A 19,546-nucleotide genomic window follows, 5' to 3' on the forward strand; every position below is an offset into this window, starting at 1 on the left:
ATGGCATACAGCGAAAAAGTCATCGATCATTACGAAAACCCGCGCAACGTCGGCTCTTTTGACAACAGCGACGAGAACGTCGGCAGCGGCATGGTCGGTGCGCCGGCCTGTGGCGACGTGATGAAGTTGCAGATTAAAGTCAACAATGAAGGTATCATTGAAGACGCGCGCTTCAAGACCTACGGCTGTGGTTCCGCCATCGCTTCCAGCTCCCTGGTCACCGAGTGGGTGAAGGGCAAATCCCTGGACGAAGCGCAGGCGATCAAGAACACCGATATCGCCGATGAACTGGAACTGCCGCCGGTGAAAATTCACTGCTCTATTCTGGCGGAAGACGCGATTAAAGCCGCGATTGCGGATTACAAAAGCAAACGTGAAGCAAAATAATTAGTTGAGGTTTTGTTATGTCGATTACTCTTAGCGACAGTGCTGCAGCGCGAGTCAATGCCTTTCTGGCGAACCGTGGTAAAGGGTTTGGCCTGCGCCTGGGCGTGAGAACCTCCGGCTGCTCGGGTATGGCCTATGTACTGGAGTTTGTTGACGAGCCGGCGGCTGAAGACACCGTGTTTGAAGACAAAGGCGTGAAGGTCGTGATCGACGGCAAAAGTCTGCAATTCCTCGACGGCACTCAGCTGGACTTCGTCAAAGAAGGCCTCAACGAAGGGTTCAAGTTCACCAACCCTAACGTCAAAGACGAGTGCGGCTGCGGCGAAAGCTTTAACGTATAATCGGTCATCCCCAACCCCACCGCGGTCACGCCGCGCGTGGGGTTTTCATTTAGATGCATGACCCTGAGGTTACTATGGACTATTTCACCCTCTTCGGGTTACCAGCCAGCTATACCCTCTCGCTTGAACAACTGGCTGTCCGGTATCAGGATCTGCAGCGCCAGTACCATCCGGATAAATTTGCCAGCGCGCCTGCTGCGGAACAGCTGGTAGCGGTTCAGCACTCCGCCACCATTAACCAGGCCTGGCAAACTCTGCGCCATCCGCTGACCCGTGCGGAATATCTCCTTTCGCTGCACGGCTTCGACCTCGCCAGCGAGCAACATACCGTCCGCGATACCGCGTTCCTGATGGAACAGCTGGAACTGCGTGAAGAGCTCGATGAGATCGGTAAGGCGAAAGACGATGCGCGGCTGGAAGACTTTATCAAACGAGTGAAAGCGCTGTTTGATACCCGCCATCAACTGATGGTTGAACAATTGCATAATGAGAGCTGGGAGGCGGCGGCGGACACGGTACGTAAGCTCCGTTTTCTCGATAAACTGCGCAGCAGTGCTGAAGAACTCGAAGAAAAACTGCTCGATTTTTAATTTTCGGAAGCAATTATGGCCTTATTACAAATTAGTGAGCCCGGCCTGAGCGCCGCGCCGCACCAGCGTCGTCTGGCGGCCGGCATCGACCTGGGCACCACCAATTCTCTGGTGGCTACCGTGCGTAGCGGCCAGGCCGAAACCCTGCCCGATCATCAAGGTCGCTATCTGCTGCCGTCGGTGGTGAACTACCACGCCTCGGGACTGACTGTCGGCTATGAAGCCCGGCTGAATGCCGCTCAGGATCCGGTGAACACCATCAGCTCGGTGAAGCGAATGATGGGGCGCTCCCTCGCCGATATTCAAAACCGCTATCCGCATCTGCCGTATCAGCTGCAGGCCAGTGAAAACGGTCTGCCGATGATCCAGACCGCCGGCGGCCTGCTGAACCCGATTCGCGTCTCCGCCGATATCCTTAAAGCGCTGGCCGCCCGGGCGACCGAAGCGCTGGGCGGCGAACTTGATGGCGTGGTGATCACCGTTCCCGCTTACTTCGATGATGCTCAGCGTCAGGGGACCAAAGACGCGGCGCGTCTGGCGGGGCTGCACGTGCTGCGCCTGCTCAATGAGCCGACCGCGGCGGCTATCGCCTACGGCCTCGATTCCGGTCAGGAAGGGGTGATTGCGGTCTATGATCTCGGCGGCGGCACCTTTGATATCTCTATTCTGCGCTTAAGCCGCGGGGTGTTTGAAGTGCTGGCCACCGGCGGCGACTCGGCGCTCGGCGGCGATGATTTTGACCATCTGCTGGCGGACTACCTGCGTGAGCAGGCGGGCTTCAGCGACCGCAGCGATAACCGCCTGCAGCGCGAGCTGCTGGATGCCGCCATCGCGGCGAAAATCGCCCTCAGCGATGCTGAGGTGGCGCACGTCGAGGTTGGCGGCTGGCAGGGCGATATCACCCGTAGCCAGTTTAACGATCTGATTGCCTCCCTGGTAAAACGTACTTTACTGGCCTGCCGTCGTGCGCTGAAAGACGCCGGCGTTGAGGCGCAAGAGGTACTGGAAGTGGTGATGGTCGGTGGTTCCACTCGCGTGCCGCTGGTGCGCGAACGCGTTGGCGAATTCTTTGGCCGCACCCCGCTGACCTCCATCGATCCGGACAAAGTCGTTGCCATCGGCGCGGCGATTCAGGCGGATATTCTGGTCGGCAACAAGCCGGACAGCGAGCTGCTGCTGCTCGACGTTATCCCGCTGTCGTTAGGGCTGGAAACGATGGGCGGTCTGGTGGAGAAAGTCATCCCGCGTAATACCACTATTCCGGTGGCTCGCGCGCAGGAGTTTACCACCTTCAAAGATGGTCAGACGGCAATGTCTATTCACGTGATGCAGGGCGAGCGTGAGCTGGTGCAGGATTGCCGCTCGCTGGCGCGTTTTGCGCTGCGCGGTATCCCGGCGCTGCCGGCGGGCGGGGCGCATATTCGCGTCACCTTCCAGGTCGATGCCGACGGTTTGCTGAGCGTCACGGCGATGGAAAAATCGACCGGCGTGGAAGCCTCTATCCAGGTGAAACCGTCTTACGGTCTGACCGATGGCGAAATCGCCACCATGATCAAAGATTCGATGAGCTATGCCGAACAGGATGTCCAGGCGCGTATGCTGGCTGAGCAGAAAGTGGAAGCCGCCCGCGTTCTGGAAAGCCTGGTCAGCGCGCTGGCCGCCGATGCCGCGCTGTTAAGCGCCGCGGAGCGTCAGGCTATCGATGCCGCCGCGGAGCAAGTGCGCGCCGCTGCGGCAGGCGACGATGCCGACGCCATTAAAGAAGCGATTAAAAATATCGACACACAAACCCAGGAATTCGCCGCCCGCCGTATGGATCAGTCGGTCCGTATCGCGCTGAAAGGCCAATCCGTGGACGAGGTTTAAAATGCCAAAAATTGTATTTCTGCCGCACCAGGACCTGTGTCCGGATGGCATCGTTGTGGAAGCTGAGACCGGTGAAACCATTCTGGATGCGGCGCTGCGTAGCGGCATCGAGATTGAACACGCCTGCGAAAAATCCTGTGCCTGCACCACCTGCCACTGCATCGTGCGTGAAGGCTTTGACTCGCTGGCGGAAAGTACCGAAGATGAAGACGATATGCTGGATAAAGCCTGGGGACTGGAACCTGACAGCCGCCTGAGCTGCCAGGCGCGCGTCACCGACGAAGATCTGGTCGTTGAGATCCCGCGTTACACCATCAACCACGCACGCGAGCACTAATATGGCACTGAAATGGACCGACAGTCGTGAAATCGGCGAAGCCTTGTACGACGCTTACCCGGATCTCGACCCGAAAACCGTTCGCTTTACCGACATGCATCAGTGGATTTGCGATCTGGAAGAGTTTGATGACGACCCAAACGCATCCAATGAAAAAATTCTCGAGGCGATTCTGCTAGTCTGGTTAGACGAAGCCGAATAATTTTCGCGTCATGATTTATGCGGCAGTTTAAGTCGGATGAATCATCGAGTGAGAGAACTTTACGGGCTGCCATACGGTGGCCCGTTTGCTAAGAAGGATAATGATAATGACCGAAGCCATGAAGATTACGCTTTCTACTCAGCCAGCCGATGCGCGCTGGGGAGAAAAGGCGTCTTACAGCATTAATAACGACGGCATCGCCCTGCACCTCAACGGCAAAGACGACCTGGGCCTGATTCAGCGCGCGGCGCGTAAAATTGACGGTATGGGCATTAAACATGTCGCGTTAAGCGGCGAAGGCTGGGACACCGATCGTGCCTGGGCGTTCTGGGCCGGCTACAAAGGGCCGAAGGGGAAGCGCCAGGTCGAATGGCCGACGCTGGACGATGCGCAGCGCAGTGAGCTGGATCATCGCCTGACGATTATCGACTGGGTGCGCGACACCATCAATGCCCCGGCGGAAGAGCTGGGTCCTGAGCAGTTGGCGCAGCGCGCCGTCGACCTGCTGTGCAGTGTGGCGGGCGAGAAGATGAGCTATCGCATCACCAAAGGTGAAGATCTGCGTGAGCAGGGCTATCTTGGTCTGCACACCGTGGGCCGCGGCTCCGAGCGTCCGCCGGTCCTGCTGGCGCTGGACTATAACCCAACCGGCGATAAAGAAGCCCCGGTATACGCCTGCCTGGTGGGCAAAGGCATTACTTTTGATTCCGGCGGCTACAGCATCAAACAGAGCGCCTTTATGGATTCAATGAAATCCGATATGGGCGGTGCGGCGACCATCACCGGCGCGCTGGCTTTTGCCATTTCCCGCGGGCTGAACAAGCGCGTGAAGCTCTACCTGTGCTGCGCCGACAACCTCATCAGCGGTAACGCCTTTAAACTTGGCGATATTATTCATTATCGTAATGGCAAAACCGTTGAAGTGATGAACACTGACGCCGAAGGCCGCCTGGTGCTGGCGGATGGCCTGATTGACGCTTCGGCGCAGAAGCCGCAGCTGATCATCGATGCCGCCACTCTGACCGGCGCGGCGAAAACCGCCCTGGGTAATGACTACCATGCGCTGTTTAGCTTTGACGATGCGCTGGCGAATCGCCTGCTGGCGAGCGCGCAGGCGGAAAACGAAGCCTTCTGGCGTCTGCCGCTGGCCGAGTTCCACCGCAATCAGCTGCCGTCGAACTTCGCAGAACTGAACAATACCGGCAGCGCGGCCTATCCGGCTGGCGCCAGTACCGCGGCGGGTTTCCTGTCCCACTTCGTGGAAAACTACCATCAGGGCTGGCTGCATATCGACTGTTCGGCAACCTACCGTAAATCTGCCGTTGAGCAGTGGTCGGCGGGCGCGACGGGTCTTGGCGTGCGTACCATTGCTAACCTGCTGACGGCCGAGTAACGGCTTTGCCGGGTGGCGCTACGCTTACCCGGACTGGAAACTCGTATGCCCGCGTGGACGTAGCGCCGCCGGGCAATTCATTGTGAAGTAGCCAAACTATGTCTGATACGAAAAATGAATTAGAAACCTTGCTGGAAAAGGCGGCGACCGAGCCCGCCCACCGTCCGGCATTTTTCAGCGCGCTGCTTGAGGCGACCGTCTGGGTTCCGGGCAGTGCAGCCGATGGTGAGCAGATTGTCGAAGACAGCGCGCTGGATCTGCAGCACTGGGAAAAAGATGACGGCAGCTCGGTGATCCCGTTCTTTACCTCGCTGGAGGCGCTGCAGCAGGCGGTGGAAGACGAACAGGCTTTCGTGATGATGCCCGCCCGCACACTGATGGCGATGACGCTGGGCGAATCGCTGTTCCTCAACCCGAAGCTGCCGAGCGGCAAAGAGTTCACCCCGCGGGAGATCAGCCATCTGCTCGGTGAAGAGGGCAGCCCGCTCAGTACCCAGACGGTACTGGAAGGCGGCGAAGCGCTGCTGCTGTCTGAAGTCGCCGACCCGCCGGCGCAGATGGTGGATTCCCTGACCACGCTGTTCAAAACGCTGAAGACCGTCAAGCGGGCGTTTCTGTGCTCGATTAAAGAGAGCGCCGACGCGCCGGCCAACTTGCTGATCGGCATTGAAGCGGAAGGGGATATTGAATCCGTTATCCAGACCACCGGCAGCGTGGCCACCGATACCCTGCCAGGCGATGAGCCGATCGATATTTGCCAGGTGGTAGAAGGCGAGAAGGGCATCAGCCATTTTATGATTGCCCATATCACGCCGTTCTATGAAAAGCGCTGGGGCAGCTTCCTGCGCGATTTCAAACAAAACCGCATTATCTGACAGCGGGGGCGGCTGCCCCCGCTGTTTCTTTATGCTTCCAGTGTGAGGCTGAAAATCGGCTTTGCCAGGGTTAATGCAGCGCAGCAAAGATCCGCGGATAGGCTGACACCATGTTATAGAGGAGAAATCCCGTCACACACAGCGTGACAATGCCGTTGAAGAGCGCCATATCCCCACGCCATGCCCGACATCTCTCTTCGCCCAGCAGAGAACGTAGCGCTGCCACCAGCCCGCCGACCAGCATAAACGCCAGTAACACCCCTGCCATTTGCGCGATAACAATGTACCAGCCCAGCGGTGTATTCACGCCCCGAGCGCTCATCAGCGCGATCTGTGCAGGCAAGATCGTCTGGAACCCCAGAGTGAATATCATGAGAAGGTGCAGGTCCGCCAGCGGAGCGTCAAACGTGCGGGCCAGACGTCGGGCGTCACGCAGGAGCAGCACCCCTGACGCCACCGCCGCGGCAACGCTGACATGCTGGAGAATAAAAATATATAACGCCAGGGTTCCGGATCCGACCCGGGACAAAAAGAACAGATTGCAAAAGACGATGACCAGCAGGCCAAATTTTATGCCCCAGGCGCGGAGTATCTCGCCGGGCCAGCGCCGGCTTGACGCTGGGTTATGCACCATCCACGCGGCAAGGGTCGATTTTCCGTAACCGGGCGCGAGCAGCACCATCAGGAAACCCAGCAGCGCCTGATGGCCATAGGTGATCAGCGGAACCTCTTCCAGAGTGACCCCGAGAAACTGGGTATACACGGAGACCGGCGCAGGAACCACGCTTAACCATGCTCGGTTCCATTGCGGCCAAAAATAAAGGATCGCGCCGCCTGCCAGCAGGCCAGCTATGCCTCCCAGCCAGGGAAGGCGCGGCGAATAAGCAGAATGCGGGTTGGAGACTAATGCCATTTTCACTCCTTGTAGTGACATCAGGTTACGGATAAAACGCTCCCTCCTGGAGCAGGCCCCGGCGGCGCGCGTTTATCGCGCCATCCGGGGTGAGATGGTGAATTAGTCAGGGCAGCCTTCGAGCCTGGCGTAAAGATCCTCATGAATATATTCCAGCTCCAGCAAGGCGCCATCGCGTGCCTCATTGAGGGTCTGCTGATGCTGCCATTCGTCGTGGCTCTCCTCGCTGCCGGCAAAGATCCCCTGCAGATATTCTATCAGTGACGATTCCGCCAGCCAGAGATCATTCTCTTTACCTTCGAAGCGGACAACAGGATATTCACCTTGTTCATCACGTTCAGTGACATAGATAAATACCTGCTGATCTCCGGGATGGCAGAGGCGAATCAGGGCAGGAAGACGCGGATCGTCGTTCCAGATTGGCGTCAGCTCTTCAAAGTCCAGCCCGGCCATATCAAGACCATTCATGTAATAAGCATCTTCATCCAGCGAGTCGGAAAGCAGGACGCCATGTTGATCAATGGAGTCCAGAACCGATTCCAGCACCAGCTGTCCGTGGGGGCTTTTCAGTTGGCAATCGTAGGCCAACAGCGCTTTCAGACTCTCCGGAAGCGCCACGGTTTCGCTATTTTGCGGGTCACGATATTTCCGTACCCGCAGGCGATCCACTTCGTCTACGGACAATGGTTTCGGGGTGGGATTACGGTTGTGCTTGTGTACGACATCCATGAGATCCGGTAATGAAAATGCCATTATTCAATTTCCTTATATAGTGAGTGGCAGTAAAGCGAATACGGCAGGTACAAACCCTGCGGCAGCACAGAGTAACCGGTTTAGCGGCAGGCCGGAGAAAGAGGGAGGGAAAATCAGAAATTATTTAGTGACCGCGGGAGGGAACCGCCCGCGGTCAGGCCGTGTTTACTGAGCGGCAGAGGCCGGTTCAATCGGCAGATCGGTCCGTGCGCCCCATTCGCTCCAGGAGCCGTCATACAGGCAGACGCCATTCACGCCAAGCGTGGTGAGCGCCAGCACGACCACCGCCGCCGTCACCCCCGATCCGCAGCTGGCGATGATTGGCCGTTCAAAATCGACACCCTGACGCAAAAAGATGTCGTTCAACTCGTCGACGGTTTTCAGTTCGCCGTTAATCACCAGCTCAGTCCACGGCACGTTAAGCGCGCCGGGGATATGCCCGCGACGCAGGCCCGGGCGCGGTTCGTCGGCCAGGCCGTTAAACCGGGCCGCCGGACGCGCATCGACAATCTGCGCCGAACCTTCATGGCTGACCAGCAGGACGTCGGTCAGGCGCTTAATTTGCTGGGGATCGAAACGCACGTCGAATTCCCCTTCAGCTACTTCCGGCACGCCTTGCTCCAGCGGCAGTTCGTCGCGCCGCCAGCCCTCCAGCCCACCGGCCAGTATGGACACCTTCTCCACGCCAAAGGTGCGCAGCATCCACCAGGCGCGAGGCGCGGAAAACAGATTGCCTTCGTCATAAACCACCAGGTGCTTATCGCTGCAGACGCCCAGCTCGCGCATGGCGACGGCAAACGCCTCGGCGCGCGGCATCATATGCGGCAGCGGGCTGGTGTGATCGGACAGCGCCTCGATATCGAAAAACAGCGCGTTCGGCACATGACCGGCGCGGTAATCCGCTGCCATATCGCGCAGGGCCTCCTGCCCGGCGGGCGCCATGCGGGCGTCGATAATCTGGATCTCCGGGTCATCAATATGTTCTGCCAGCCAGTCGGCGGCGATAAAAAACGAGGTGGACATGGGTGCCTCCGTTTTACGATTCATGACTGAATTGTCGGCGTTTTATCTCACGCTGACAAGTTAAGGACGTCAGAGTGGGGACGACGTCACGGCACTTTTCTGATTAATCGGCAGAAACCCGCGTCATCACTGTTGAGAAGTGCCGCCTTAACGCATAATAAAAAGTGATAATTTGCATCAGGCCCACCGGCCGAGGGGTTAGAAGGATGAAACCATTTCGTTTAGCGGCGCTGTCACTGGCGCTCCTTACCGCATTTTCATTAACCGGGTGTGATGACAGCGGTACGCCGCAGGCCACTGCCCCGGCGCCAGCTGCGGATAGCAGCCCAGACACGACGACAAAACCGGACAGCGCCCAGCTGGCGGCGCTGGCGGAAAAAAGTCAGGGCAAAGCGCTGACGCTGATCGACGCCTCGGAAGTCCAACTGGATGGCGCCGCGACCCTGGTGCTGACGTTTTCCGTGCCGCTGCAGCCGGACCAGGATTTCTCCCGCAGCGTACATCTGGTCGACAAGAAAAGCGGTAAGGTGGACGGTGCCTGGGAGCTGGCGCCGAATCTGAAAGAGCTGCGTCTGCGTCACCTTGAGCCAAAGCGCGAGCTGATTGTCTCGGTCGACCCGACGCTGACCTCCCTGAACAAGGCTACGCTCGACAAACCGTTCGAGAAGACCCTGGCCACCCGCGATATCGCACCGAGCGTTGGTTTCGCCAGCCGCGGCTCGCTGCTGCCGGGCAACGTGGTCGCCGGGCTGCCGGTGATGGCGCTGAACGTTGATAATGTCGACGTTAACTTCTTCCGTATTAAGCCGGAATCACTCTCCGCGTTTGTCAGCCAGTGGGAATACCGCAACTCGTTAAGCAACTGGGAGTCTGATGAGCTGCTGAAGATGGCGGATCTGGTCTATACCGGCCGCTTCGATCTCAACCCGGCACGCAATACCCGCGAGAAGCTGCTGCTGCCGCTGAACGATATCAAGCCGCTCCAGCAGCCGGGCGTCTACGTGGCGGTCATGAACCCGGCGGGCCATTATAGCTACAGCAACGCGGCGACACTGTTTACCCTCAGCGATATCGGCGTCTCGGCGCACCGCTACCATAACCGGCTGGATGTTTTTACCCAGAGCCTGGAAAACGGCGCTGCCCAGTCGGGCATTGAGGTGCAACTGCTCAATGCCAAAGGGCAGACCCTGGCGCAGGCGAAAAGCGACAGCCAGGGCCATGTCACCCTGCAAACGGATAAAGAGGCGGCGCTGCTGCTGGCGCGCAAAGAGGGGCAGACGACGCTGCTCGACCTCAAGCTGCCGGCGCTGGATCTGGCTGAATTCTCTATCGCAGGGGCGCCCGGCTTTAGCAAACAGTTCTTTATGTTTGGCCCGCGCGACCTTTATCGCCCGGGTGAAACCGTCATCCTTAATGCGCTGTTGCGCGATAGCGACGGCAAGCCGCTGGCGGAGCAGCCGGTGAAGCTGGAGGTGGTTCAGCCGGACGGCCAGGTGATCCGCTCGGTGATGAGCAAACCGGTGAATGGTCTGTACCAGTTCACTTATCCGCTCGACAGCGGCGCGGCCACCGGTATGTGGCACATTCGCGCCAGCACCGGCGATAACCAGCCGCGCGAATGGGACTTCCACGTCGAAGACTTTATGCCGGAACGCATGGCCCTGAACCTGACGCCGCAGGCGGCGCCAGTCGCGCCGGATGCCGACATCACCTTTGGCGTCCGCGGCGCTTATCTCTACGGTGCGCCGGCCAGCGGCAATCAGCTGCAGGGCAAGCTGTTCCTGCGCCCGCTGCGCGATGCCGTTGCCGCGCTGCCGGGCTTCCAGTTCGGCGATATCGCGGAAGAAAACCTCTCCCGTAGTCTGGATGAAGTCCAGCTGACACTGGATGAAAAAGGCCGTGGCGAAGTGACCACCTCAAGCCAGTGGCAGGATAGCCACTCGCCGCTGCAGGTGGTGTTGCAGGCGAGCCTGCTGGAATCCGGGGGGCGTCCGGTGACCCGTACCGTACAGCAGCCGATCTGGCCTGCCGAGGCGCTGCCGGGGATCCGCCCGCAATTTACACTGAAGGACGTTTACGATTACCGCACCGACACCACGGTGAAGCAGCCGGTGGTCGATGAGAACAGTAACGCCGCGTTTGACATCGTCTATGCCGATGCCAGGGGCGAGAAAAAAGCGGTCTCTGGCCTGCAGATACGGCTGATCCGCGAGCGGCGCGACTACTACTGGAACTGGTCCGATAGCGAAGGCTGGCAGTCGCAGTTCGATCAAAAAGATCTGCAGGAGGGCGAGGAGTCGCTGGATCTGCAGGCCGGACAAACCGGCAAAGTGAGCTTCCCGGTAGAGTGGGGCTCCTATCGCCTGGAGGTGAAAGGGCCGGACGACGTGGTCAGCAGCGTGCGCTTCTGGGCCGGCTATAGCTGGCAAGATAACAGCGAAGGTACCGGCGCGGCGCGTCCTGACCGGGTCACTATGAAGCTGGATAAACCGAGCTATAAACCGGGCGACACCATCAAGCTGCACATTGCCGCCCCGGCGGCGGGTAAAGGCTACGCGATGGTGGAATCCAGCGAAGGGCCGCTGTGGTGGCAGGAGATTGACGTCCCTGCCGAGGGGATGGATCTGTCTATTCCGGTGGATAAAGCCTGGAACCGCCACGACCTCTACCTCAGCACGCTGGTGGTTCGCCCCGGCGATAAATCCCGCTCGGCGACGCCAAAACGCGCGGTGGGCCTGCTGCATCTGCCGCTGGGCGATGAAAACCGCCGCCTGACGCTGGCGCTGGAAGCGCCGGACAAAATGCGCCCCAACCAGCCGCTGACGGTGAAAGTGAAAGCCAGCGTCAAAGAGGGCGAGGCGCCGAAACAGGTCAACGTGCTGCTCTCGGCGGTGGATAGCGGGGTGCTGAATATTACCGATTACGCCACCCCGGATCCGTGGAACGCCTTCTTTGGCCAGAAGCGTTACGGCGCAGATATCTATGACATCTACGGCCAGGTGATCGAAGGGCAGGGGCGTGTGGCCAGCCTGCGCTTCGGCGGCGATGGCGACGAGTTAAAACGCGGCGGCAAACCGCCGGTCAACCACGTGACGATCGTCGCCCAGCAGGCGCAGCCGGTGGTGTTGAACGATCAGGGCGAAGGCACGGTGACGTTACCCATCGGTGATTTTAACGGCGAGCTGCGGGTGATGGCCCAGGCGTGGACGGCCGATGACTTCGGCAGCAGCGAAGATAAAGTGGTGGTGGCCGCCCCGGTTATCGCCGAACTGAATACCCCGCGCTTCCTCGCCAGCGGCGATACCACGCGTCTGGCGCTGGATCTCAGCAATCTGACCGATAAACCGCAAACTCTGAAGGTACATCTTGCCGCCAGCGGGCTGGTGACCTTGACCGAGGGTCAGTTGCCGCCGGTGCAACTGGCGCCAGGGGCGCGCAGCACGCTATTCGTGCCGGTCAGCGCACTGGCGGGCTTCGGCGATGGTCAAGTGAGCGCGACCATCAGCGGCCTGAGCCTGCCGGGTGAAACCTTCGCCCCGCTGCGAAAACAGTGGAAAATCGGCGTCCGTCCGGCGTTCCCGGCCCAGACCGTCAACAGCGGCGCGGTGCTGCAGCCCGGCGAAAGCTGGCAGGCGCCGGCGGCGCAGAGCCAGGGCTTTGCCCCGCAAACGCTGCAGGGCCAGCTGCTGCTCAGCGGTAAACCGCCGTTGAACCTTGCCCGCTATATCCGTGAGCTGAAAGCCTATCCTTACGGCTGCCTTGAGCAGACCGCCAGCGGCCTGTTCCCGTCGCTGTACACCAGCGCGGCGCAGCTAAAAGCGTTGGGCATCAGCGGCGATAGCGATGAAAAACGCCGCGCGGCAATCGATGTTGGTATCTCGCGCCTGCTGCAGATGCAACTGGAAAACGGTGGTTTTGCACTGTGGGATAAAGAGGGGCCGGAAGAGTACTGGCTGACCGCCTACGCTATGGACTTCCTCGTCCGCGCGGGCGAGCAGGGCTATAGCGTACCGGTCAACGCCATTAATAAAGGTAACGAACGCCTGCTGCGCTATCTGCAGGAGCCGGGGCTGATGACCGTGCGCTACAGCGATGATGCCCAGGCCAGCCGCTTTGCCGCCCAGGCGTATGCCGCGCTGGTGCTGGCGCGTCAGCAAAAAGCCCCGCTCGGCGCATTGCGTGAAATCTGGAGCCGTCACGACCAGGCGCGCTCCGGCTTGCCGCTACTGCAGCTCGGCATTGCGCTGAAAACCATGGGCGATGCGCCGCGCGGCGACGACGCGATGAAGCTGGCGGTTGCCACCCCGCGCCAGGATGAGAATCGTTGGCTGGGTGATTACGGCAGCCCTCTTCGCGATGACGCCCTGAAGCTGGCGCTGCTGGAAGAGAACAAGCTGCTGCCGGAGGTGCAAAATAAGCTGTTGAGCACGCTGTCGGAAGAGGCCTACGGTCAGCGCTGGCTGTCGACCCAGGAAACCAATGCCCTGTTCCTTGCCGGACGTTCGCTGGCGGACCTGCCGGGCAACTGGCAGGCGCAAACCTCACTGCAGGCCGAGCCGCTGGCCGGCGACAAAGCGCAAACCCGCAACCTCGACGGCGATCGGCTGGCGGCGCTGCAGGTGAGCAATACCGGCAGTCAGCCGCTGTGGCTGCGCCTGGACAGCAGCGGCTATCCACAAAGCGCGCCGCAGCCAGGCGGTAACGTCCTGGGGATTGAACGCACTATTTTCGATACCCAGGGTCAGCAGAAATCGCTGACCTCGCTGCGCAGCGGCGAACTGGTGCTGGTGAAGCTGGAGGTGACCGCCAAACGCAACGTGCCTGACGCGCTGGTCGTCGACCTGCTGCCAGCCGGTCTCGAGCTGGAAAACCAGAATCTGGCCAACAGCAGCGCCAGTCTGCAGGAAAATGGCGACGCGGTGCAAAACCTGCTCAACCAGATGCAGCAGGCGGATATTCAGCATATCGAGTTCCGTGACGACCGTTTCGTCGCCGCTGTCGCTGTCAATGAAGGCCAGCCGGTGACGCTGGTCTATCTGGCGCGGGCGGTGACGCCGGGCACTTATCAGGTTCCGCAGCCGCAGGTGGAATCGATGTATGTGCCGCAGTGGCGGGCGACCGGGGCGGCCAGCGGTCCGCTCACCGTGACGCCGTAAATGCGCGTATTGCCTCGGGTAAAACGCCGCTGGCGCTGGCTGGCGGCGTTTATTTTTCTGCTGTGGCTGGCGGTGCTGGCCGCCGATCGCCTGTGGCCGCTGCCGCTGCAGGAGGTCATCCCTGCCCGGGTGGTGGTGGCGGAAGACGGGACGCCGCTCTGGCGCTTTGCCGATGCGCAGGGCGTCTGGCGTTATCCGGTGACTCTCGCCGACGTGTCGCCGCGCTATCTGCAGGCGCTCATCCAGTATGAAGACCGCTGGTTCTGGAAACATCCAGGGGTCAATCCCTTCGCGGTGCTGCGCGCCGCCTGGCAGGATTTAACCTCCGGGCGGGTCATTTCTGGCGGCAGCACGCTCACCATGCAGGTGGCGCGTCTGCTCGACCCTCATCCACGCACCTTCGGTGGCAAGCTGCGCCAGCTATGGCGGGCGCTGCAGCTGGAGTGGCATCTGTCAAAAAGCGATATTCTAACCCTGTATCTGAACCGTGCGCCGTTTGGCGGCACCCTGCAGGGGATCGGCGCGGCCAGTTGGGCTTATCTCGGTAAACCGCCCGCTCAGCTCAGCTACGGCGAGGCGGCGCTGCTGGCGGTCCTGCCGCAGGCGCCCAGCCGTTTACGTCCGGACCGCTGGCCGCAGCGGGCCCAGGCGGCGCGCGATAAAGTCCTTACGCGCATGGTCAGCCAGGGCGCTTGGCCGCAACGGGCGGTGAAGGAAGCGATGGAGGAGCCGGTGTGGCTGTTTCCGCGCCAGGTGCCGCAGCTGGCGCCGCTTTTTTCACGCCGGGCGCTGGCGACCAGTCGGGATGAAAAGGTGGTGACGACTCTTGATGCCGGGCTCCAGCGTCAGCTTGAGGATCTGGCGCTGAACTGGAAATCGCGCCTGCCGCCGCGCAGCTCACTGGCGATCGTTGTCGTCGATCACACGGATATGAAAGTCCGCGGCTGGGTGGGCTCGGCGGATATCACCGACGACAGCCGCTTCGGTCATATTGATATGGTCTCGGCGGTGCGTTCGCCGGGATCGGTACTGAAACCCTTTGTCTACGCGATGGCAATGGATGACGGGCTGATTCATCCAGCATCGTTGTTACAGGATGTTCCACGGCGTTTTAGCGATTATCGGCCCGGCAATTTTGACAGTGGTTTTCATGGCCCGGTGAGCGCCAGCGAAGCCCTGGTGCGCTCGCTGAATTTGCCGGCGGTGCAGGTGCTTGAAGCCTACGGACCCAAACGTTTCGCGGCGAATTTACGCAACGCCGGGCTGCCCCTGATGCTGCCCGCTGGCGCTGAGCCGAACCTGTCGCTGATCCTCGGTGGGGCCGGGGCACGGCTGGCAGATATCGTCGCGGCGTACAGCGCCTTTGCCCGTCACGGCAAGGCGGCGCGTCTGCGCATGAAACCTGACGCGCCGCTGGTGGAACGGGCGCTGATGTCACCCGGCGCGGCGTGGATTGTCCGGCGCATTTTGGCCGGCGAAGCGCAACCGGTTCCCGATGCCTCACTGCCGCAAGTGGTCCCGCTGGCGTGGAAAACCGGCACCAGCTATGGCTATCGCGATGCGTGGGCGGTCGGCCTCAATGCGCGATATCTGATAGGTATCTGGACCGGACGGCCTGACGGTACGCCGGTGGTGGGCCAGTTTGGCTTCGCCAGCGCCGTGCCGCTGCTCAATCAGGTCAATAATCTGTTGCTGGCGCGCCAGGCGATGAGCCGCGGCGGCCTGCCGGTCGACCCGCGCCCGCAAACGGTGAGCCGCGGGACTATATGCTGGCCAGGCGGGCAGGATCTACCGGCCGGTGACCGCAACTGCCGCCGGCGCTTAGCCAGCTGGCTGCTGGATGCCAGCCAGCCACCGACGCTGCTGCTGCCCGGGCAGGAGGGTGTGCGCGGGATCCGCTTCCCGGTGTGGCGCAACGCAGCAGGGGAAAGGGTGGCCGCGGATTGTCCGGGTGCGACAGAAACTTCTATTGATGTCTGGCCGCTACCGCTGGAACCCTGGCTGCCGGCCAGCGAGCGCCGACGTGCGCGTCTGGGACCGGTATCGACAGCGTGTCCGCCGCTGCAAACTCAGGATGCCGCACCGCTGGTGCTGTCAGGTATTCGCGAAGGGGCGGTAATAAAACGTCTGCCGGGTGAGGTGCGGGTGGTGTTACCCCTGCAAACCAGCGGTGGGGAAGGGCGACGCTGGTGGTTTATCAACGGCCAGCCGTTAGACGCTACCGGTGCGACAACCACGCTAACGCTGGATAAGCCCGGCGAGTGGCAGCTGGTGGTCATGGATGAGGCAGGACAAACGGCGGCCACCAGTTTCACCCTGCAATAACCAGGGTAAATTTGTTGTTGGCAGTTTGTGTTTCCAATACTCATCTTATTTTAACAAAATGTTACCTTCATCCGTAGGCATCGCCGACGTTGCTCATTATAATGCGCGCCAGGCCATACGATCGTATGCGCAACAACAGAACATTTAATTAGAGGTAATCATGGCTATTGAACGTACTTTTTCCATCATCAAACCAAACGCGGTGGCAAAAAACGTTATTGGCGGCATCTTTTCTCGCTTTGAAGCTGCAGGGTTCAAAATCGTCGGCACCAAAATGCTGCATCTGACCGTTGAGCAGGCTCGTGGTTTCTATGCTGAGCACGAAGGTCGTCCGTTCTTCGACGGTCTGGTTGAATTCATGACCTCCGGCCCGATCGTGGTTTCCGTACTGGAAGGCGAAAATGCGGTTCAGCGTCACCGTGACCTGCTGGGCGCCACCAACCCGGCGAACGCTCTGGCCGGTACCCTGCGCGCTGACTACGCTGACAGCTTCACCGAGAACGGCACCCACGGTTCCGATTCTGTAGAATCCGCTGCTCGCGAAATCGCGTTCTTCTTTGCTGAAGGCGAGGTTTGCCCGCGCACTCGCTAATCTCCTGCGTCTTTCACGCCACCGCTTTGTTGGCTTCATTCGCGCACCCCGGTCACATAGTTATCTATGCTCCCGGGGATTTGCGAATTCGCCGCCTCGCGGTGACCTGAAATACTTTGGAGATATAAACCTCGTCTTTTCGACCGTCGCGGCGTTGGCCTGACAATCGAAAAGCCTTAGAGGATTAAGCACGCGGTTACGATTTTTTTATCATTGACTGCGCGCAGGCATGGCTTCCATGCGCCAGAATTTGTAGAATATAGCGCCCCTGGACGAGCAGTCGCTCTCCGGGGCGTTTCTTTTTTCAACCCACCTGGGGCCATAACGTGTAATAACGAGGCCGGAAAACATTATGTCTGAACAAATTGTCACGCCTGATACCGCCGCTCTGACGGTGCCGAACAAAGATGCCAAAATCAACCTGCTGGATTTAAACCGTCAGCAGATGCGCGAGTTTTTCAAAAACATGGGCGAGAAGCCTTTCCGCGCCGATCAGGTGATGAAATGGATGTATCACTACTGCTGCGACGACTTTGATGAAATGACCGACATCAACAAAGTCCTGCGCGGCAAACTGAAAGAAGTCGCCGAGATCCGCGCCCCGGAAGTGGTTGAAGAGCAACGCTCAACCGACGGGACCATCAAGTGGGCGATTGCCGTTGGCGATCAGCGCGTCGAGACCGTCTATATCCCGGAAGAAGACCGCGCCACCCTGTGCGTCTCTTCTCAGGTAGGCTGCGCGCTGGAATGTAAATTCTGCTCCACCGCTCAGCAGGGCTTTAACCGCAACCTGCGGGTTTCCGAAATTATCGGCCAGGTCTGGCGCGCGGCGAAAATCGTCGGCGCGGTGAAGACCACCGGCGTGCGTCCTATCACCAACGTGGTAATGATGGGCATGGGCGAGCCGCTGCTGAACCTCAACAACGTCGTCCCGGCGATGGAAATCATGCTGGATGACTTCGGTTTTGGTCTCTCCAAACGTCGCGTGACCCTGTCGACCTCCGGCGTGGTGCCGGCGCTGGATAAACTCGGCGATATGATCGACGTCGCGCTGGCGATTTCCCTGCACGCGCCGAACGACACCATTCGTGACGAAATCGTCCCGATCAACAAAAAATACAACATCGAGACGTTCCTCAACTCGGTGCGTGGTTATATTTCGAAGTCCAACGCCAACCAGGGTCGGGTGACCATCGAGTACGTCATGCTGGATCACGTCAACGACGGTACCGAGCACGCCCACGAACTGGCGGCGCTGCTGAAGGACACCCCGTGCAAGATCAACCTGATCCCATGGAACCCCTTCCCGGGGGCGCCGTATGGTCGCAGCTCCAACAGCCGCATTGACCGTTTCTCCAAGGTACTGATGGAGTACGGCTTTACGACCATCGTGCGTAAAACTCGCGGCGATGATATCGATGCCGCCTGTGGTCAGCTGGCGGGCGATGTTATTGACCGAACCAAGCGTACGCTGCGTAAGCGGATGCAGGGTGAAGCGATTGACGTAAAAGCGGTCTGATAAATGATGACCCGCGCGGCACAGGCGGCGCGGGTCATATTTATGACCAATAACCAGGCGAAATACGCTGATTCGGTTAATAATTACGGTGCGTTTTTGTCGACTTTGAGGCAGTATGTAGCGGCACAACAACCGCTTAGCATTCAATTTTGATTCGTCTCTGTGATCGCGCGCCTGACAGTCCTATACTGTGAGGCTGACGTACCACAGATGTCTCGCGGCGCCGGCGTTTTCCCGCGCTGAACTTTAAATTTCACGTACCAGTAGTTGTAGCGAATGAATACTGAAGCCACTCAAGATCATCAAGAAGCAAACACCACGGGCGCGCGTCTGCGTCACGCCCGCGAACAACTCGGACTTAGCCAGCAAGCGGTGGCTGAACGCTTATGCCTGAAGGTGTCCACGGTTCGTGATATTGAAGACGATAAGGCACCTGCCGACCTCGCCTCCACCTTCCTGCGTGGGTACATCCGCTCCTACGCCCGCCTCGTACATATTCCTGAAGAAGAGCTGCTGCCGATGATGGCCAAGCAGGCGCCTATCAGGGCGGCGAAGGTGGCGCCAATGCAGAGCTTCTCTTTAGGCAAGCGTCGCAAAAAGCGCGATGGCTGGCTGATGAGCGTTACCTGGCTGGTGCTGTTTGTGGTCATTGGCCTGAGTGGTGCCTGGTGGTGGCAAGACCATAAGGCGCAGCAGGAAGAGATCTCGACCATGGCCGATCAGTCTTCCGCTGAGCTGAACGGCGGTGACGCCAACAGCCAGAACGTGCCGCTGGATACCAGCGCGCCGGTAGACTCAGGCACCGATAGCGCCGCGAACAGCGCGCCAACCGATACCGCCAGCGCACCGACCACCAGCGCCCCGGCTCAGACGCCAGCGGACAATAACGCGGTCGTGGCACCTTCTCAGGCTAATGTCGATACCGCCGGAACGGCCCCGACGACCCCGGCAACGCCGGCCTCGCCGTTACCGACCGATCAGGCGAACGTCACGACCCCAGCGGCGTCGGCACAGGATCTGGTGATGAACTTTTCCGCCGACTGCTGGCTGGAAGTGAGCGATGCCACCGGTAAAAAACTGTTCAGCGGCCTGCAGCGTAAAGGCGGCAACCTGAACCTGAGCGGTCAGGCGCCGTATAAACTGAAAATTGGCGCCCCGGCAGCGGTACAGATCCAGTTCCTCGGCAAGCCAGTCGATTTGAGTCGTTTTATCAGAACTAACCAGGTTGCGCGTCTGACCCTTAATGCCGAACAATCACCGGCGCAGTAACAGAC

16 protein-coding genes are annotated in these 19,546 nt (G+C 59.8%); 13 read left to right on the forward strand and 3 right to left on the reverse strand.

What is annotated here, in order from left to right; all coding sequences use genetic code 11:
• From iscU to sseB, 8 genes are all read left to right on the forward strand, one after another.
• On the forward strand, positions 1–387 hold the full coding sequence (iscU, locus tag CWM53_RS11245) for a Fe-S cluster assembly scaffold IscU (protein ID WP_002913991.1): 387 nt from the start codon (positions 1–3) through the stop codon (positions 385–387).
• Between the two features lie 17 nt (positions 388–404).
• The gene (gene iscA, locus CWM53_RS11250; RefSeq protein ID WP_002913979.1) at positions 405–728 is read left to right on the forward strand and encodes an iron-sulfur cluster assembly protein IscA; all 324 of its coding nucleotides are present in this window, start codon (positions 405–407) and stop codon (positions 726–728) included.
• Positions 729–802: 74 nt separating this feature from the next.
• Positions 803–1,318: a co-chaperone HscB gene (gene hscB, locus CWM53_RS11255; protein ID WP_074387856.1), complete on the forward strand. Its 516-nt coding sequence runs from the start codon at positions 803–805 to the stop codon at positions 1,316–1,318.
• A 15-nt stretch (positions 1,319–1,333) separates the two neighbouring features.
• Positions 1,334–3,184, forward strand: a complete 1,851-nt coding sequence (gene hscA / locus CWM53_RS11260; protein WP_061153664.1) for a Fe-S protein assembly chaperone HscA — start codon at positions 1,334–1,336, stop codon at positions 3,182–3,184.
• A 1-nt stretch (position 3,185) separates the two neighbouring features.
• On the forward strand, positions 3,186–3,521 hold the full coding sequence (gene fdx / locus CWM53_RS11265) for an ISC system 2Fe-2S type ferredoxin (RefSeq protein WP_004201872.1): 336 nt from the start codon (positions 3,186–3,188) through the stop codon (positions 3,519–3,521).
• A gap of 1 nt (position 3,522) precedes the next feature.
• Positions 3,523–3,723 (forward strand): Fe-S cluster assembly protein IscX, encoded by a 201-nt coding sequence (gene iscX / locus CWM53_RS11270; protein ID WP_002913954.1) that lies wholly within the window; start codon positions 3,523–3,525, stop codon positions 3,721–3,723.
• A gap of 106 nt (positions 3,724–3,829) precedes the next feature.
• On the forward strand, positions 3,830–5,116 hold the full coding sequence (gene pepB, locus CWM53_RS11275; RefSeq protein ID WP_100631860.1) for an aminopeptidase PepB: 1,287 nt from the start codon (positions 3,830–3,832) through the stop codon (positions 5,114–5,116).
• A gap of 98 nt (positions 5,117–5,214) precedes the next feature.
• Positions 5,215–5,991 (forward strand): enhanced serine sensitivity protein SseB, encoded by a 777-nt coding sequence (gene sseB, locus CWM53_RS11280; protein WP_012540874.1) that lies wholly within the window; start codon positions 5,215–5,217, stop codon positions 5,989–5,991.
• A gap of 70 nt (positions 5,992–6,061) precedes the next feature.
• On the opposite strand, the gene CWM53_RS11285 is transcribed toward sseB, so the two are convergent.
• The 3 genes from CWM53_RS11285 to sseA form a co-directional block, all read right to left on the reverse strand.
• The gene (locus CWM53_RS11285) at positions 6,062–6,904 is read right to left on the reverse strand and encodes a hypothetical protein (protein WP_074387859.1); all 843 of its coding nucleotides are present in this window, start codon (positions 6,902–6,904) and stop codon (positions 6,062–6,064) included.
• 102 nt (positions 6,905–7,006) lie between these two features.
• A complete protein-coding gene (locus CWM53_RS11290) occupies positions 7,007–7,657 on the reverse strand; it encodes a DUF5066 family protein (RefSeq protein ID WP_074387860.1) in 651 nt (216 codons plus the stop codon).
• Positions 7,658–7,822: 165 nt separating this feature from the next.
• Positions 7,823–8,680, reverse strand: a complete 858-nt coding sequence (gene sseA, locus CWM53_RS11295) for a 3-mercaptopyruvate sulfurtransferase (RefSeq protein WP_100730306.1) — start codon at positions 8,678–8,680, stop codon at positions 7,823–7,825.
• Positions 8,681–8,886: 206 nt separating this feature from the next.
• On the opposite strand from sseA, the gene CWM53_RS11300 reads away from it, so the two are divergent.
• The 5 genes from CWM53_RS11300 (at position 8,887) to rodZ (ending at position 19,541) form a co-directional block, all read left to right on the forward strand.
• Complete coding sequence (locus CWM53_RS11300; RefSeq protein WP_100730305.1) at positions 8,887–13,836, forward strand: alpha-2-macroglobulin family protein; 4,950 nt, start codon at positions 8,887–8,889, stop codon at positions 13,834–13,836.
• On the forward strand, positions 13,837–16,161 hold the full coding sequence (pbpC, locus tag CWM53_RS11305) for a peptidoglycan glycosyltransferase PbpC (RefSeq protein WP_100730304.1): 2,325 nt from the start codon (positions 13,837–13,839) through the stop codon (positions 16,159–16,161).
• A 160-nt stretch (positions 16,162–16,321) separates the two neighbouring features.
• Entirely contained in the window at positions 16,322–16,753 is a 432-nt protein-coding gene (gene ndk / locus CWM53_RS11310) for a nucleoside-diphosphate kinase (RefSeq protein WP_004114414.1), read from the forward strand.
• Between the two features lie 352 nt (positions 16,754–17,105).
• Positions 17,106–18,272 (forward strand): bifunctional tRNA (adenosine(37)-C2)-methyltransferase TrmG/ribosomal RNA large subunit methyltransferase RlmN, encoded by a 1,167-nt coding sequence (locus tag CWM53_RS11315; protein WP_008803802.1) that lies wholly within the window; start codon positions 17,106–17,108, stop codon positions 18,270–18,272.
• Between the two features lie 276 nt (positions 18,273–18,548).
• Positions 18,549–19,541, forward strand: a complete 993-nt coding sequence (rodZ, locus tag CWM53_RS11320) for a cytoskeleton protein RodZ (protein WP_074387864.1) — start codon at positions 18,549–18,551, stop codon at positions 19,539–19,541.
• The last annotated feature ends 5 nt before the right edge of the window (positions 19,542–19,546 follow it).

Source organism: Klebsiella sp. A-Nf5 (assembly GCF_002810545.1).
GTDB classification, from domain to species: Bacteria; Pseudomonadota; Gammaproteobacteria; order Enterobacterales; family Enterobacteriaceae; genus Klebsiella; species Klebsiella variicola.